Consider the following 15,536-nt stretch of genomic DNA (forward strand, 5'->3'; position numbering starts at 1 on the left):
CGTTGACGTGCCCCCGGATCCCCACGGTCGCGGGAATACGAAATCTAGTTCAATCGTCCTGCCACGTCACGCCGCCGCGCTCGGTCAGCGCGACCGCGGCGCTCGGGCCCCAGCTACCCGAGGGGTAGCTCTTGGGCTTCATGTCGTTGGCGACCCAGCCCTCGCGGATCGCATCGATCCAGGTCCATTGGGCCTCTACCTCGTCGCGGCGGACGAACAGCGTCTGGTCACCTTCGATGAGGTCAAGCAGCAGGCGTTCATAGGCGATGCGCCGACGCGAGCCCGCGAACTCGGCGTCGAGGCTCAAGTTCAGCGGAACTTCGCGCAATCGGATACCGTCGCGGTCAAGGCCCGGCTCCTTTGCCATCACGAGTAGCTGGACATATTCCTCGGGCTGCAGGCGGATGATCAGTACGTTGGGTTGTAGCAAACCACCACGGTTCGAGAACATCGAATGCGGGACCGGCTTGAACTGGATCGCGATCTCGCTGCGCCGGGTCGGCATCCGCTTGCCGGTGCGCAAATAGAAGGGCACGCCCTGCCAGCGCCAATTGTCGACATGCGCCTTGATGGCGACATAGGTCTCGGTCGTGGACGGCTTCTCGAGTTCGTCGACATAGCCTTTGACGATCTCGCCGCCGCTTGCGCCCGCGGCATATTGCCCCGTCACCGTGTCCCGCGGGGCGTCTTCGGGCTTGATCGTGCGGAGCGAGCGGAACACCTTCGCCTTTTCGTCACGGATGGCGTTGCCGTCGAAGCGGGCAGGGGGTTCCATCGCGACGAGCGCGAGCAGCTGGAGCATGTGGTTGGCGACCATGTCACGCAACGCGCCCGCGCCGTCATAATAAGCGGCGCGTTCTTCGAGCCCGACCGTCTCGGAGATGGTGATCTGGACGTTGTCGATCCCGCGTGCATTCCACACCGGTTCGAAGAACGAATTGCCGAACCGCAGCGCAAGGATGTTCTGGACGGTTTCCTTGCCGAGATAATGGTCGATCCGGAACGTGCGTTCCTCGGAGAAAGCGGTCGCGACGGTGTCGTTGATCTCGCGGCTGGATGCCAGATCGTAGCCGAGCGGCTTTTCCAGCCCGATGCGGACGGTATCGCCAGCGAGGCCAGCCGAGTCGAGCCCGCGGATCACTGCCTCGAACAACGACGGCGCGGTCGACAGGAAGATTGCCAGGCCGCCCGACACGTCGCCGACCTTTTCGGCCAGCTGCTTGTAATGGTCGAGATCGGTCGCATCGAGCGACTGATAGCCAAGCCGGTCGAGAAAACTCGATACCGCCTTGTCGTCGATCCGGTCCTTGGGGACGAACTTGTCCAGCGCGGCCTTGGTGAACGCGCGGTAGCTGTCGTCATCGTTGTCGGCACGTGCCGTACCGGTGATCGTCAGGCCGTCGGGCAACAGGCCATCGGCATGGAGGCCGTATAGCGACGGCAGCAGCATGCGTTGTGCAAGGTCGCCGGTGGCGCCGAACAAAAGGAGTTTACCGACGGGCTTGCGGGGTGCCATGCGACTTGAACCTCCTGGGGGGAAGGGGGTCACCTAAGCCGCGAAGTCCGTCCCGCCAAGATGAAACCGGAAAACAATTCGGGTTCGGATCGTATCAGCGGATCAATCCGGCGAGCGGATCGAACCCGGCCATGACGTTCAGATTCTGCACCGCGGCACCCGCAGCACCCTTGCCGAGATTGTCGAGCGTTGCGATCAGCCGGACCTGCCCGGCCTCCGCATTGCCGCATACCCGAAGCGTCAGCCGATCGGTGCCGGCGTCATCCTCGATCTGCACGACCGACGCATCGCCGTCGGCAACCCGGATCAGGCTGTCTGTGCCATAGGCCTCACGCAGCGCTGCTTCGCAGGCCTGAAGCGATGGACGACGCTTGAACATGGCGAGCGGCAACGGGACTTCGACGATCATCCCGCGATAGGTATTCGCCACGGACGGCATGAAGATTGGCGGATGTTCGAGGCGCGCGTGCTTCTGCATCTCGGGCACATGCTTGTGCGCCAGCCCGAGCGCGTAGGCACGCGCCGCCGGGGGCGGGTTGGGCCCCTCATATTCGGCGATCATTGCCTTGCCGCCACCCGAGTAACCCGAGACGGCATTGACCGAGATGGGCCAGTCGACCGGAACCAGTCCGGCGCGGACCAGCGGGCGGACCAGCGCCAGGAAGCCGGTCGGATAGCATCCGGGATTGGTAACGCGCTTCGATTCGGCGATCAGCGCGGTCTGGCTGCGTTCGAGTTCGGGAAAGCCGTAGCTCCAGCCGTCCGCGGTACGATGCGCAGTCGACGCATCGATCACGCGCGTCCGGTCGTTGGCGATCAACGCGACGGCTTCGCGCGCCGCGTCGTCCGGCAAACACAGAATGACGAAATCGCTGTCGTTGAGTGCTGCGCGTCGTGCTTCAGGGTCCTTGCGAACCGCTGCATCCAGCGTCACCAGCACGACATCGTCCCGTCCGGCGAGGCGCTCGCGGATTTCGAGGCCCGTCGTTCCCGCGGCCCCATCGATGAAAACGCTGACGCTCATGTCGTCGGCCACGATAGCGCGCGTGTGTCGAGATAGCCAACGCGATCGAGCGCAGGGGCACGGCCCCACGCCCGACCGGCGACGAACTCGAAAACTTCGAAGACCGTGCCGCGTGGCAGTTCCGCCACGACGGCCGAATCGGCTTCAGGCGCCTGCCTCAAGTCCGTCTGCGTGATCAGTACGCGCGAGACGGCCGCGGCATAATGCGGCGCGAACACACGGTCGGCCAGACGGATGTCGGCAAGATCGCGCCGCACGGCAAAGCGCAGCGGATCCAGCGCAACCGACTGGCCAAGCAGGGCAAAACTCTTACGCGGTAGCGCGGCGGGCGACGGGTTGCGGTGTGCCGCCGCCGATGAACTGGCCGAAATCTTCAAGAAACCCTGCCCCTTCGGAGGTACGTGCGACGAAGATATTACGCTTGTCGTTATCGTCGCGTTGACGGCGCAGATAGCCCAGGGTGCCAAGTCTGTTCAAGGCGCGTGTCACCACGGGCTTGGAGACATTGAGCATCCCGGCCAAACCACGGACTGTATGCGGTCCCGGTTTCAGGTAAACCACGAGCAACAGGGCCATTTGCCGATTGGTCAAATCGGGTTCGCCCGACCGTACATAATCGACGAGCGCCTGCATCCACTCACCAAGAGAGTTATCGCTTTGAACTGCCACGGCCAACACCCGCAAATTACTCGGCAACCCCCGCCAATCGGGGACATTCCAGATCATCCAAACGCCTTGCCAAGCGCTAGGTTTCAGTTCGATGGCGAAATGTCGCCGATCTGACGCCGACGGGATCATGATTAACGAACGCACCCTTATGGCGATCGGCGTGCGGCGCTTTCGCCAGAATGCGGGTGTCACCGGCATCCCGTCCGCCGTGGTTGATCGGATCGGCGTCCTCGCCTATGTGCCCCCCAACGCAGTCGTCCAACACACTCGCCCAATACACCCGCCACCTGGTGGTCAAGGATCAGCCCGCAACATGTTTCTGTTCCAGTTTCTCCTCGTCGTCCATTTCTGCGTCGCTGCGGCGCTGGTGTCGGTCATTCTGGTGCAGAAGTCCGAAGGTGGCGGTCTGGGCATGGGCGGATCGCCGTCGGGGCTGATGTCGGCACGCGGCGCTGCGGACTTTCTGACGCGCGCGACGTCGACGCTGGGGGCGGTGTTCATCGCGCTCAGCATCCTGCTCGCGGTGCTGGCTGCACAGAACCGCGTCGCCAAGGTCGATCCGACGCTCGCAACCGGCGCAGCAACGGCCCCGGCACCGATCGCGCCGCCGGTTCAGACCGACCCCAACAATCCGTTCGCAAGCGGCGCGCGCAGCGCGATCGAGCCGACCGGTAACACGGCGGCTCCCGCCAACGGTGCGGCACCGACCGCACCATAAGCCGCAAGCCGGCCCGACGTTTATACGGGCCGACTTCGCATCTCCTTTTAACTTTCCCGGAGTCGCGCGCTTGTCGCGCCACCCTGGATGACGCTAGGCCTTTGCTCCCATGGCGCGGTTCATTTTCATCACCGGCGGCGTGGTCTCCTCGCTCGGCAAGGGTCTCATGGCAGCGAGCCTCGCGGCGTTGCTCCAGGCCCGTGGCTATCGCGTGCGGATCCGCAAGTTCGATCCTTATCTCAACGTCGATCCGGGGACGATGTCGCCCTATCAGCATGGCGAAGTCTATGTGACCGATGATGGCGCGGAGACCGATCTCGATCTCGGCCATTACGAGCGCTTTACCGGTGTCCCGTCGCGGCAGAGCGACAACATCACGTCGGGCCGGATCTATCAGCAAATCATCGCCCGCGAACGCCGTGGCGATTATCTCGGCGCGACGGTGCAGGTCATTCCGCACGTCACCGACGCGATCAAGGAGTTCGCGCAGGCCGAGACGGACGATCTCGATTTCGTACTCTGCGAGATTGGCGGCACGGTCGGCGACATCGAATCGCTGCCGTTCATCGAGGCGATCCGCCAGTTGCGCAACGATCTCGGTCGCGGCAACTCGGTCAGCATCCACGTGACGCTCGTACCCTATATCGCCGCTGCGGGTGAGTTGAAGACCAAGCCGACCCAGCATTCGGTCCGCGAGCTTGCCGCCCTTGGTGTGCAGCCCGACGTGCTGGTGTGTCGCTGCGAGCAACCGCTCCCCGAGAGCGACCGCGCCAAGATCGCCTTGTTCTGCAACGTTCCCAAGTCCGCGGTCATCCCCGCGCTCGATGCGAAGAGCATCTACGCGGTCCCGGTCCAGTATCACAACGAGGGGCTCGACGACGCGGTCCTGAACGCGTTCGGCATCATGCCCGGCAGCGCGCCCGACCTGTCGCGCTGGACCAATATCATGGACCGGCTGACCAACCCTGAGGGCGAAGTCACGATCGGCGTGGTCGGCAAATACGTCGGCCTGCAGGATGCGTACAAGTCGCTCAACGAAGCGCTCGTCCACGGCGGCATCGCGAACAAGGTCAAGGTCAACGTCGAGTGGATCGACGCCGAATTGTTCGAGGCGAATGACGCCGACATTGCTGCACGGCTCGAACCAATGCACGCGATCCTCGTCCCCGGCGCATTCGGCGAGCGTGGCGCGGAGGGCAAGATCGCCAGCGTCCGCTTCGCTCGGGAACGCGATATCCCCTATTTCGGCATCTGCTTCGGCATGCAGATGGCCTGCGTCGAAGGCGCGCGCGATCTCGCAGGGATCGCTGACGCCAGTTCGACCGAGTTCGGCCCGACCGACGAGCCGGTCGTCGGCATGATCACCGAATGGATGAACGCAGGCGGTCTCGAGAAGCGTGAAGCTGGCGGTGATCTCGGTGGGACGATGCGGCTCGGGGCTTATCCCGCGAAGCTGGACGGCAATTCGGTCGTATCGACGATCTATGGCGGCAGCGATATTTCGGAACGCCACCGCCATCGCTACGAGGTCAACACCGCCTATCGCGAGCGGCTCGAGCAGGGCGGGCTGGTGTTCAGCGGCATGTCCCCGGACGGGATGCTGCCTGAGATCGTCGAGCGGCCGGATCACCCGTGGTTCGTCGGCGTGCAGTTCCACCCCGAGCTCAAGAGCAAGCCGTTCGATCCGCACCCGCTGTTTGCGAGCTTCATCGCGGCGGCGGTACGTCAGTCGCGTTTGGTTTGATCCGCCCGCTGTCGGGCACCAATATGAAATAAAAGGTGGCGGACCCTCTGGCGTCTTCGGCCGAGCCCCAATAGGTCTCGTCCGGGGATAATAAGAGGGGGGGCGTTTGCGTTCAGTATTTTGGGCCAGTGGTGTGGCCGTAGCTTTGGCGTCGCCGGCGCTTGTCCGGGCCAATGATGTGCCGCTGTATCAGCCGTCGCCCGCCTGGGTGGCCGTGGCGCCGCTGCCCGATCCCGGCAAGCTTGGCCCAAACACGCCGCCGACGCTCATTCTCGACCTGCAGCAGCGGGCCGAGAACGGACGGTTGTGGGCTTATTTCGACAGTGCGACCCGGATCACGACACCCGAGATGCTCGCGCAGGCGACGTCGATCACCTTGCCGTGGATGCCCGACAAGGGGGATCTCATCGTCCACGAACTCTCGATCCAGCGGGATGGCGCGCGGATCGATCTCCTCGCCAAGGGGCAGAAGTTCACGGTGTTGCGCCGCGAGCAGGGGCTCGAACAGCGCGAACTGACCGGCATTCTCAGTGCGACGATCGCGGTCGAGGGGCTGCAGGTCGGCGATGTGCTGCGGCTGCGCGGATCCACGACCGCGACAGATGCGGCGCTTGGCGGACGCGTACAGACGTTGATGCCGGTCCTGGCTGCGCCGATGCGGCTTGCATTCGGGCAGGTACGGTTTTCGTGGCCAACGGCGACGCCGCCGAAGTGGAAGCTGCTGGCCACCGGGACCGTACCGGCACCGGTCCGAAATGGAGCCTATAGCGAAGTGACGCTTCCGCTGCCGTTGTTGAAACAGCCCGACATGCCCGGTGATGCGCCGGTCCGCTACCGCCATCCGCCGCTGTTCGAACTCGCCACCTTCAAGGACTGGGCGGACGTCTCGCAGGTCATGGCCCCGTTATACGCAACGACAGCTCCAAGTGATCCGACCGACCCGATTGCGGTCGAGGTCGCGCGGATCATGCGGGCGGACCAAACCAGCATCGGCCGCGCTGCGCTCGCGCTCGAGCTGGTCCAGCAGAAAATCCGATATCTCGCGGTCGGGATGGACGGCGGCAATTACGTGCCGCAAGCGCCGGCTCGGACCTGGGCGGTTCGCTACGGCGATTGCAAGGCGAAGACCTTGCTGCTTCTCACCTTGTTGCACGCCATGAAGATCGAGGCGGAACCGGTCCTCGCCAACGTCGGCCTGGGCGACCTGTTGCCGGAACGGTTGCCCAGCGCGATCGCGTTCAACCACGTCCTGGTCCGCGCGACCATCGACGGGCAGGCGCTGTGGCTGGACGGCACCGGCAGTGGGGCGCGACTTGCCGACATCCACGACACGCCGGCGCTTCGCTACGTCTTGCCGGTGCGGGCGGCGGGCGCGGCACTGATGCCGATCGAGACCCACGCCAACGCCCGGCCCGTTACCGATCTCAGCATCGACGTCGATGAATCCGCGAGCGTCGATCTCCCCAGCGTCGTCACGGTCGTGGCGGTAGTGCACGGTCCGGCGGCCACGGCCATGACGCTGGCGAAAAGCCAGTTGGACGCAAAACAGCAACGCGAAGCGGTTGCGCAGTATTTCAACGGGTTTCTCGGCGAGGGTCAGTTCGTCGACACGTCGATCACGCCGGATCCGGTGTTCGGCGACGTCACGCTCCGTGCGCGGGGCGTCGTCACGACGCCGTGGACCACCGAGGACCGACGGCTCAAGCGCAGTCTGGCACGCGCGCTCGACAGCATCAGTTTCGATCCAGATCGCAGCAAGGTGAGCTGGGGGACGATCCCGGTGATGACCCCCGATCCGTACGGCATGCGGTTCCGGTTGCGCCTGCATCTGCCCGACCAGGGACGCGGCTTCACGCTGGAGGGCGACCCCGAGATGAAGGGGGAAGTCGGCGGATATGGCGTGACGCGCACGATGAAGCTGGACGGTGCCGTCCTGACGATGGACGAGCGGATCGACAGCACGGGGGCCGAGATCCCCGTTCCCCGCCTTCCGCAAGAACGCGACGCCGTGACGACCGCCAAATCCAGCGCGCCGCGGCTCGTCGCGCCTGCGGCGACCGCACGACGGTGGGACCTCGACGGCAAAGATCCTGCGGGATCGTCGCAGATCGCAGCGATCGACACGATCTTCGCCAAGGCGATCGCGGATGATCCGGAGGAGGTTGCCGGCTACACCAGTCGCGCCTCGTTCCGTGCCGGAGTCGCCAATCGCACGGGGGCGGTGGCCGACCTGACGAAAGCGATCGCAATCGCGCCCTCGGTCGATCTGTATCTCAAACGCTCCGCCATCCGGTACGGGATCGGCGACATCCCCGCCGCGCTGAGTGATGCCGAAGCCGCGCGTGCGCTGGATCCGTCGTCCGAACAGGCGATTTCGGCGATTGCTTCGTACAAGGCGGAGCAGGGCGATCTGGCGAGCGGGATCGCGCTGATGGATCAGCGCATCGCGCTGGGGGGCAATTTGCGGTCGACATTCCGGACCGCAAAGGCGAGTTTGATCGGTGAATATGGCGATCCCGCCGAAGCGATCAAACAATTCGACGCGCTGATCGCGGAAAAGCCTGGCTCCCCGGACCTGATGAATGCCCGGTGCTGGACCAAGGGCACGCGGAACCTGATGATCGAGACCGCGCTCAAGGATTGCACGGCGTCGATCGAACTCAGCACGGACACGACTGCGGCGCTGGACAGCCGAGCGATGGTCTGGTTCCGGCTCGGGCGGTATGACGAGGCGCTGGCGGACCTTGATGCCGTTATGGCCGCGGCCCCCAACCAGTCCGCGAGCCGTTTCATGCGCGGAATCGTGCTGCAACGGCTCGACCGGACCGGGGAAGCGGCAACGGAACTGAAGATCGCCCGGAAGACCGAGCCCGGGATTGACCGTCACTATGCGCGCTACGGCATCGTAGCGAAGTGATCGCAACGGCACCCGGGCGGTCGCCCGGGTGCCGACACGGATTAGGCCGCCTGGGCGTCGTCCGCTTGCTCGACCGCGACCAGCGGCGCGCCGGTCTTGATTGCGATCGTCTTGGGCTTCATCGCCTCGGGGACTTCGCGGATCAGGTCGATCACGAGCAGGCCGTCGTTCAGCCGCGCATCCTCGACCCGCACGAAATCGGCGAGTTCGAAGCGACGTTCAAAGCTGCGGTTGGCGATGCCGAGATGGAGGAACGACGCGGATGCGCTGTCCTTGTCGTCCTTGCGCCCGCGAACCTGCAACAGGTTCTGCTGCGCGGTGATCTCGATGTCATCGCGCCCAAAGCCGGCGACGGCGATCGTGATCCGGTACCGGTCGGTATCAAGCCGCTCGAGGTTGAACGGCGGGTAATTATCCGCGCTCGATTGCCGCGAATTGGCCTCGAGCATGTCGAACAGACGGTCGAAGCCGACGGTCGAGCGGCGGTATGGGGTTAGATCGAACTGACGCATGATGGTCTCCTTCAAAAGCGAGGTACATCGTTGGTATGCAAGCCCGGTCCACTGCTGTGCGACCTGGCCCGGTGCGGCCCATTACGGCACCGCACGCCGTAGATTTGGGTTTGCGCAAAACCGGTTCAAGAGGGTCGTCGAGCGATTTTCAAACCGGCTAAAGCCAGCCTTTCGCCGTCCAAAGAACAATACGGCGTGAAAGTCCCCTCGAATGATAGGCATTATGCCCCGACTCGGGAAAACCCGAAAAGGGGATCATTATGTTTGCGCACCTTCCGCTCGTCCTGCTTGTGCAAGCGGCGACTGCCGCCCAGCTTCCCCCGAGCGAACCGGTCGCACCCGCGGCGACGGACCAGTCCGAAGGGCGTCTCGGCACGGCACAGCAAGGCGGCGGGGATATCGTCGTGACCGCGCGGCGGCGGTCCGAGACGATCCAATCGGTTCCGATCGCCATGTCGGTCATTGGTGGCACCGCGCTGGCTGACACGGGCACGTACAACGTCAATCGACTGACGCAGCTACAGCCCAGCTTGCAATTCTATTCGACCAACCCGCGCAATTCGGCGGCGAACATCCGCGGGCTCGGCGCACCGTTTGGGCTGACCAACGACGGGATCGAACAGGGCGTCGGCATCTACGTCGATCAAGTCTATTACAGCCGGATCGCCTCGGCGACGTTCGACTTCACCGACACCGAGCGGATCGAGGTGCTGCGCGGACCGCAGGGGACGCTGTACGGCAAGAACACCACGGCTGGTGCGATCAACATCACCACGCGCAAGCCGAGTTTCTCGCCCGAAGCGCGCGTCGAGGTGTCGGGGGGCAATTACGACTTCTTTCAGGGCAAGGCGTCGGTGTCCGGTCCGCTGATCGACGACAAGCTGGCGATCCGGCTGTCGACCTCGATCACGTCGCGGCGGGGTACGATCTACAATGTGCGCAGCGATAAATATTTGAACAGCCAGGACAACACCGGCTTCCGTGGCCAATTGCTGTGGAAGCCGACCGATACGCTCGATCTGACGCTGTACGGCGATTACGCACGCCAGAACCCGCAGTGCTGCGTCCAATATTATGTCCGCACCGGCGCGACGCAGCGGCCGCTCAACCGGCAATATGCGGCGCTGGCGGCAGCGCAGGGCTATGCGGTGCCATCGACCAATGCGTTCGATCGCGTGACCGACGTGGATACACCGCTCCGTGCCAAACAGTCGCTTGGCGGGGCATCGCTGGTTGCCAACCTCGATCTTGGCGCGGCGACGCTGACCTCGGTCTCGGCCTGGCGGTTCTGGGACTGGGATCCGTCGAACGATCGCGACTTCATCGGTCTGCCCGTCACCGGTGCGTCGAACAATCCGTCGCAACAGGAACAATATAGCCAGGAACTGCGGATTGCCTCGAACGGCAATCGCAAGATCGACTATGTGCTCGGGGCATTCTACTTCTACCAGACGATTGATACCCAAGGGCTTCAGATCCAGGGGTCGGCCGCGAGCCGGTTCCTGCTCAATCCCGGTGCCAGTGTGCGACCCGGGGCCAGCGGGTGCGCGACGCCGACGACGAACGCGTGCAACCCTGCGATCCTGAACGGTCTGACCGCGCGCAACACGATCGGCTTCACCAACACCAGCGTCGCGGCGTTCGGCAAGGCGACATGGCACGTGAGCGATGCCTTTTCGATCGCGCCGGGGCTGCGGGTGAATTACGACAAGAAGAACGGGTCGTATGTCTCTGTCGTCACGACGGGAACGGGCAGCACGACGCTCAACGCCGACCAGCGCGGCGTGCTGGCACCACAGACCTATACGCCGCGGTTCGACAAGTGGAACGTGTCGGGGGACATCACCGCCGCTTATACGGTGACCCGCGACATCCACGCCTATGCTACCTATGCGCGCAGCTATAAATCGGGCGGGATCAATCTGTCGGGCCTGCCGCTGGATGGTGCGAACAACCCGATCCTGTCGGCGGCGACGGTCAAGCCCGAGAAGGTCAACCACTTCGAACTGGGGCTGAAGACGCAGTTCCTCGATCGTCGCGCGACCGTCAACATCGCGGGCTTCTGGACCGAGATTGAGGATTATCAGGCGACCGTCACCAACGGCCAGCTCGGCGTGCTGCGCGGGTATCTGGCGAATGCGGGCAAGGTGCGGACGCGCGGGATCGAGGTGGACTCGGCGTTCCGCCCGACGTCGCGGCTCAACGTCTATGCCAATGGCGCGTTCACCGATGCGCGCTACGTCCGGTTCGTCGATGCGCCGTGCCCGCCCGAGCTGTCGGGCGGGACGACCGTGGCGGCGGGGCAGACCCCGGCTGCCCCCGGCGTATCCGGTCTGAGCCCGGCGAGCTGCAACGTCTCGGGGCAATGGCTTCCGGGCGTGTCGAAATGGGCTTTCTCGTACGGCGCGGAATATGACGTTCCGGTGCAGATCGGCCGCGTCGCGGGGCAGGTCTATGTCGGCTATGACGGCAGCTATCGCTCGAAGTTCTCGTCCAACCCGTCGCGCTCGGCGTATACCGACATCAACGGCTATGCGCTGAGCAACTTCCGTCTGGGGTTCAAGGCGCGCGACGATTTCAACGTGTTCGGCTGGGTCCGCAACGCGTTCGACCAGAATTATTACGAAGTGCTGGCAACACAATCGGGGAGCACCGGACTGGTCGTCGGGCAACCGGGCGATCCGCGGACTTATGGGGTGACGCTCAGCAAGTCGTTCTGAAGTTCGGGGGCGGGGGTCTCTGCGAGGCTCAGCCCACCCCAACCCCTCCCCTGAAGGGGAGGGGCTTTCTAGGGGAACGCTTCTTCTTAGCCCCTCCCCTTCAGGGGAGGGGTTGGGGTGGGGAAGTACAGCAGAGCCCCCCCGCGAGAGCGCTAAACCGAAGAAGTAGGAAGAAACGCCGGTCGGCAAAGCCGCCGTCGGACGGGTCGCTGTGCGCCCGCCGTCCGTTCTGGGGGATCTGCTGCGCAGACCGGCGCGCGCGCCTTCCCCCAAAAGCAAACGCCCGGGCCGTTGCCGACCCGGGCGCCTGCGTGACGATCGCTCGTCAGCCCCCAATTCGCCTTCGCAGCCAGCCCTTTGAGGCGGCGCTGAAAGCATCCCCGAACCACGGCCGTTGCCTGTGTGTCAGTGACAAAAGCGTTAGGTTTGTTACGGGGGCTTGTCACCGGGAATGTGGCCGCGACGAACCGATTGCGGCGACGCTGTGGCGATTGCGCAACACGTAGCAACAGTTGCCAGTCCCGCACGTGCCGCCTAGAGCAACCGCTTCAGCACCCCCGGGGGCGGGCAGACCGAACACTATGATCCTTTCCCGATACGAACGCATGATCGCCCGGCGCTATTTGCTCCCGGGCAAGGGCGAGGCGTTCATCTTCCTCGTTGCGGGCATCAGCCTGGTCGCGGTGATGCTCGGCGTCGCTGCGCTGGTGATCGTGATGAGCGTGATGAACGGCTTCCGCGCCGAGCTGTTCGACAAGATCGTCGGCCTCAATGGCCATGCGGTCGTGCAGGGCTATGGCGGCCAGATGCCCGACTGGCGCCGCGTCGTCGGGCTCGCGGAGACGACCCCGGGCGTCATCAGCGCGACCCCACTGATCGAGCAGCCGTTGATGACCACCTATAACGGCCGGGTCGAAGGCATATTGCTCCGCGGCATGCGCGGGGCGGACATTCGCACGAACAAGACGATCGGCAGCAAGGTCGTGATGGGGTCGCTCAACAGTCTGAAACCCGGGAGCGGCACGATCGCGATTGGATCGGGGCTCGCGGATTCGCTCGGCGCGGTGGTCGGCAGCCAGATCTCGCTGATCAGCCCGCAAGGCCAGTCGACCCCGTTCGGCACCGTACCGCGGATCGTCAACTACACCGTCGGCGCGGTGTTCACGATCGGCGTGTACGACTTCGACAAGGCCTATGTCATCATGCCGATCGAGGACGCGCAGACGCTCCTGATGTTCGGCGATTCGGTCAACATCGTCGAGCTGCAGACCAACAACCCAGACAACGTCGGCCCGATCCTCGCGCCGCTGGTCGACAAGATCGGCCGCAGCGGCGTCGTGCAGGACTGGCGTCAGATGAACGCGCAGCTGTTCGAGGCGCTTGGCGTCGAGCGGGTTGCGATGTTCACCGTGCTGTCGATCATCATCCTCGTCGCGGTGTTCAACATCCTCTCGTCGCTGATCATGCTGGTCCGCGCCAAGACGCGCGACATCGCGATCCTCAGGACGATGGGGGCGAGCAGGGGGGCGATGATCCGCATCTTCATGGTCGTCGGCACGACGATCGGCGGATTGGGCGTCATCGCGGGGCTGATCCTCGGCTTCATCTTCCTGTGGTTCCGGCAGGATGTCGTCAATGCGGTGCAATGGGCGACCGGGCAGAATCTGTGGGACCCCTCGGTCCGGTTCCTGAGCGAACTTCCGTCCAAGACCGATCCGGTCGAGGTCACCGCCATCGCGCTCATGGCGCTCGTGTTCAGCTTCCTCGCCACGCTCTACCCCGCGCTCAAGGCGGCGAGCACCGATCCAGTCCAGGTCCTGCGCTATGAATGAACCGGTATTGGTCGTCACCGGCCTGTCGCGCAGCTTCGCGCAAGGCGGCGAGACGATCGAAGTGCTCCGCAGCGTCGACCTCACCGTCGGCGCGGGCGAGATCGTCGCTTTGCTCGGCCCCTCGGGCTCGGGCAAGTCGACGATGCTCCAGGCGGTCGGGCTGCTCGAGGGCGGGTTCGGCGGATCGATCCGGATCGCGGGCGAGGAAGCCGCACGCCTCAACGCCGACGGGCGGACGCGGGTGCGGCGCGACCAATTGGGCTTCGTCTATCAGTTCCACCATCTCCTCCCCGATTTCAACGCGACCGAGAATGTCGTCCTCCCCCAGATGATCCAGGACCGCCCGCGCGACGAGGCGGACGCGCGCGCCGCCGCGCTGCTCACCGCGCTCGGGCTCGGGCATCGCCTGACGCATCGCCCCAACCAGCTTTCGGGCGGCGAGCAGCAGCGCGTCGCGGTAGCGCGCGCGCTCGCCAACCGGCCTGCGCTGGTGCTCGCGGACGAACCGACCGGCAACCTCGACGAGGGTACCGCGGACATCGTGCTGGCGGAGTTCCTCCGGCTGGTGCGCGGCGAAGGCTCGGCGGCGCTGGTCGCCACCCACAACGAACGGATCGCGGCCAAGATGGACCGCGTCGTCCGGCTCCACGAAGGACGGCTTGCATGACAGCCTGGACCGACCCGCCGACGCTGGTCGGCCAGCATGTCATCCTGCGCCCGACGGTGCCCGAGGACCAGGGCGGCATCGTCGCGGCGGCGGCGGACGGGAAGATCAGCGAACTGTTCTTCACCAACGTCTCGACGCTGACCGACCCGGACGCGTTCATGGCGGCGCTGTTCAGGGAACGCGACTATGGTCGTGCGATGCCGTTCACGGTGTGCGTGCCCGAGCCCACACCCCCGCCGTTCGCCCTGAGCGAAGTCGAAGGGCCAGGCACAGCGCAAGGACTTCGACTAAGCTCAGCCCGAACGGAGGGTGGGCAAGCCCCCCGCATCGTCGGCCTCACCCGCTACATGCGGATGAACGCCGCGCACCGCCGGCTCGAGATCGGCGGCACCTTCTACGCCAAGTCGGTCCAGCGCAGCGGGGTCAATACCGAGGCGAAGCTGCTCCTGTTCAAACACGCGTTCGAGGTGATGGACTGCAACGCGGTCCAGATCCGCACCGACTGGTTCAACAAGGCCTCGCAAAAGGCGATCGGGCGGCTCGGCGCGAAGCGTGACGGCGTGCTGCGCAATCATCAACTGATGGATGGCCGGATCCGCGATCTCGTGGTCTATTCGATCATCGCGAGCGAATGGGCGGGGGTCGAGCGCAACCTGCGCTTCCTGCTCGCGCGCAACGAAGGGAAGACGGCATGAACGCGATCACCGACCACATCGTGACGGGCGCGGACGGCCAGCCGGTCGATCTGTCGGCCTATGCCGGCAAGGTGCTGCTGATCGTCAACACCGCGTCCAAATGCGGCTTCACCCCGCAATATGCCGGGCTGGAGGCGTTGCAGCGCCGCTTCGCCGACCAAGGCTTCGCGGTGCTCGGCTTCCCGTGCAATCAGTTCGGCGCGCAGGAACCCGGCGACGCCGAGGAGATCCGCAATTTCTGCTCGCTGACCTATGACGTCACCTTCCCGATGTTCGCCAAGGTCGACGTCAACGGCGCGGACGCCGACCCGCTGTTCACCGCGCTCAAGAAGCAGGCACCGGGGTTCCTCGGCGCCGGGGGGATCAAATGGAACTTCACCAAGTTCCTGGTGGATCGCAAGGGGCAGGTGGTGAAGCGCTATGCGCCGACGACCAAGCCTGAGGCGATCGACGCGGATATTGCTAGATTACTGTAAAGGCTCGACACGAAGTCCTGTTAGGCAAACCGCACATCAGTGGTAC

The 15,536-nt window shown here is 64.6% G+C and carries 13 protein-coding genes; 8 read left to right on the forward strand and 5 right to left on the reverse strand.

Annotation, left to right across the window (positions count from 1 at the left end):
* Window positions 1-49: 49 nt before the first annotated feature.
* The 4 genes from zwf to AC3WJR_RS06425 all read right to left on the reverse strand — a co-directional run bounded on the left by zwf (window position 50) and on the right by AC3WJR_RS06425 (window position 3,173).
* The gene (zwf, locus tag AC3WJR_RS06410; RefSeq protein ID WP_492723267.1) at window positions 50-1,516 is read right to left on the reverse strand and encodes a glucose-6-phosphate dehydrogenase; all 1,467 of its coding nucleotides are present in this window, start codon (window positions 1,514-1,516) and stop codon (window positions 50-52) included.
* A gap of 94 nt (window positions 1,517-1,610) precedes the next feature.
* Window positions 1,611-2,540 carry an N-acetyl-gamma-glutamyl-phosphate reductase gene (gene argC / locus AC3WJR_RS06415; protein WP_492723269.1) on the reverse strand — a complete coding sequence of 310 codons (930 nt, stop codon included), beginning with the start codon at window positions 2,538-2,540 and terminating at the stop codon, window positions 1,611-1,613.
* The gene (locus AC3WJR_RS06420; protein ID WP_492723271.1) at window positions 2,537-2,917 is read right to left on the reverse strand and encodes an SH3 domain-containing protein; all 381 of its coding nucleotides are present in this window, start codon (window positions 2,915-2,917) and stop codon (window positions 2,537-2,539) included. Before AC3WJR_RS06420 ends, argC begins: the two co-directional genes overlap by 4 nt.
* Window positions 2,850-3,173, reverse strand: a complete 324-nt coding sequence (locus tag AC3WJR_RS06425) for a MarR family transcriptional regulator (RefSeq protein WP_354281059.1) — start codon at window positions 3,171-3,173, stop codon at window positions 2,850-2,852. The genes AC3WJR_RS06420 and AC3WJR_RS06425 overlap by 68 nt, the downstream gene beginning before the upstream one ends.
* Before the next feature lie 349 nt (window positions 3,174-3,522).
* Between AC3WJR_RS06425 and secG the strand changes: the two genes are divergently transcribed.
* From secG to AC3WJR_RS06440, 3 genes are all read left to right on the forward strand, one after another.
* Complete coding sequence (gene secG, locus AC3WJR_RS06430) at window positions 3,523-3,927, forward strand: preprotein translocase subunit SecG (protein WP_492723273.1); 405 nt, start codon at window positions 3,523-3,525, stop codon at window positions 3,925-3,927.
* A gap of 109 nt (window positions 3,928-4,036) precedes the next feature.
* Window positions 4,037-5,671 (forward strand): CTP synthase, encoded by a 1,635-nt coding sequence (gene pyrG, locus AC3WJR_RS06435; protein ID WP_354281056.1) that lies wholly within the window; start codon window positions 4,037-4,039, stop codon window positions 5,669-5,671.
* Between the two features lie 133 nt (window positions 5,672-5,804).
* Window positions 5,805-8,588, forward strand: coding sequence for a DUF3857 domain-containing protein (locus AC3WJR_RS06440; protein ID WP_492723275.1), 2,784 nt, complete (start codon window positions 5,805-5,807; stop codon window positions 8,586-8,588).
* 41 nt (window positions 8,589-8,629) lie between these two features.
* On the opposite strand, the gene AC3WJR_RS06445 is transcribed toward AC3WJR_RS06440, so the two are convergent.
* Window positions 8,630-9,100: an Hsp20 family protein gene (locus AC3WJR_RS06445; RefSeq protein WP_492723277.1), complete on the reverse strand. Its 471-nt coding sequence runs from the start codon at window positions 9,098-9,100 to the stop codon at window positions 8,630-8,632.
* Between the two features lie 260 nt (window positions 9,101-9,360).
* Between AC3WJR_RS06445 and AC3WJR_RS06450 the strand changes: the two genes are divergently transcribed.
* From AC3WJR_RS06450 to AC3WJR_RS06470, 5 genes are all read left to right on the forward strand, one after another.
* Window positions 9,361-11,820, forward strand: a complete 2,460-nt coding sequence (locus tag AC3WJR_RS06450; RefSeq protein WP_492723279.1) for a TonB-dependent receptor — start codon at window positions 9,361-9,363, stop codon at window positions 11,818-11,820.
* Window positions 11,821-12,401: 581 nt separating this feature from the next.
* A complete protein-coding gene (locus AC3WJR_RS06455) occupies window positions 12,402-13,652 on the forward strand; it encodes a lipoprotein-releasing ABC transporter permease subunit (RefSeq protein ID WP_492723281.1) in 1,251 nt (416 codons plus the stop codon).
* Window positions 13,645-14,319, forward strand: a complete 675-nt coding sequence (locus AC3WJR_RS06460) for an ABC transporter ATP-binding protein (RefSeq protein ID WP_492723283.1) — start codon at window positions 13,645-13,647, stop codon at window positions 14,317-14,319. The genes AC3WJR_RS06455 and AC3WJR_RS06460 overlap by 8 nt, the downstream gene beginning before the upstream one ends.
* Window positions 14,316-15,014, forward strand: a complete 699-nt coding sequence (locus tag AC3WJR_RS06465) for a GNAT family N-acetyltransferase (protein ID WP_492723285.1) — start codon at window positions 14,316-14,318, stop codon at window positions 15,012-15,014. Before AC3WJR_RS06460 ends, AC3WJR_RS06465 begins: the two co-directional genes overlap by 4 nt.
* A complete protein-coding gene (locus tag AC3WJR_RS06470; protein ID WP_492723287.1) occupies window positions 15,011-15,490 on the forward strand; it encodes a glutathione peroxidase in 480 nt (159 codons plus the stop codon). Before AC3WJR_RS06465 ends, AC3WJR_RS06470 begins: the two co-directional genes overlap by 4 nt.
* Window positions 15,491-15,536 lie beyond the last annotated feature (46 nt).

The sequence above is a fragment of the Sphingomonas sp. FW306-05-A genome (assembly GCF_058782275.1).

Bases quoted from the DNA above. Each gene is read 5' to 3' on its own strand.
- AC3WJR_RS06455 (WP_492723281.1), top strand. From the start codon at position 12,402: ATGATCCTTTCCCGATACGAACGCATGATCGCCCGGCGCTATTTGCTC.
- AC3WJR_RS06460 (WP_492723283.1), top strand. From the start codon at position 13,645: ATGAATGAACCGGTATTGGTCGTCACCGGCCTGTCGCGCAGCTTCGCG.
- secG (WP_492723273.1), top strand. From the start codon at position 3,523: ATGTTTCTGTTCCAGTTTCTCCTCGTCGTCCATTTCTGCGTCGCTGCG.
- AC3WJR_RS06465 (WP_492723285.1), top strand. From the start codon at position 14,316: ATGACAGCCTGGACCGACCCGCCGACGCTGGTCGGCCAGCATGTCATC.
- AC3WJR_RS06450 (WP_492723279.1), top strand. From the start codon at position 9,361: ATGTTTGCGCACCTTCCGCTCGTCCTGCTTGTGCAAGCGGCGACTGCC.
- argC (WP_492723269.1), bottom strand. From the start codon at position 2,540: ATGAGCGTCAGCGTTTTCATCGATGGGGCCGCGGGAACGACGGGCCTC.
- zwf (WP_492723267.1), bottom strand. From the start codon at position 1,516: ATGGCACCCCGCAAGCCCGTCGGTAAACTCCTTTTGTTCGGCGCCACC.
- AC3WJR_RS06445 (WP_492723277.1), bottom strand. From the start codon at position 9,100: ATGCGTCAGTTCGATCTAACCCCATACCGCCGCTCGACCGTCGGCTTC.
- AC3WJR_RS06425 (WP_354281059.1), bottom strand. From the start codon at position 3,173: ATGCAGGCGCTCGTCGATTATGTACGGTCGGGCGAACCCGATTTGACC.
- pyrG (WP_354281056.1), top strand. From the start codon at position 4,037: ATGGCGCGGTTCATTTTCATCACCGGCGGCGTGGTCTCCTCGCTCGGC.
- AC3WJR_RS06470 (WP_492723287.1), top strand. From the start codon at position 15,011: ATGAACGCGATCACCGACCACATCGTGACGGGCGCGGACGGCCAGCCG.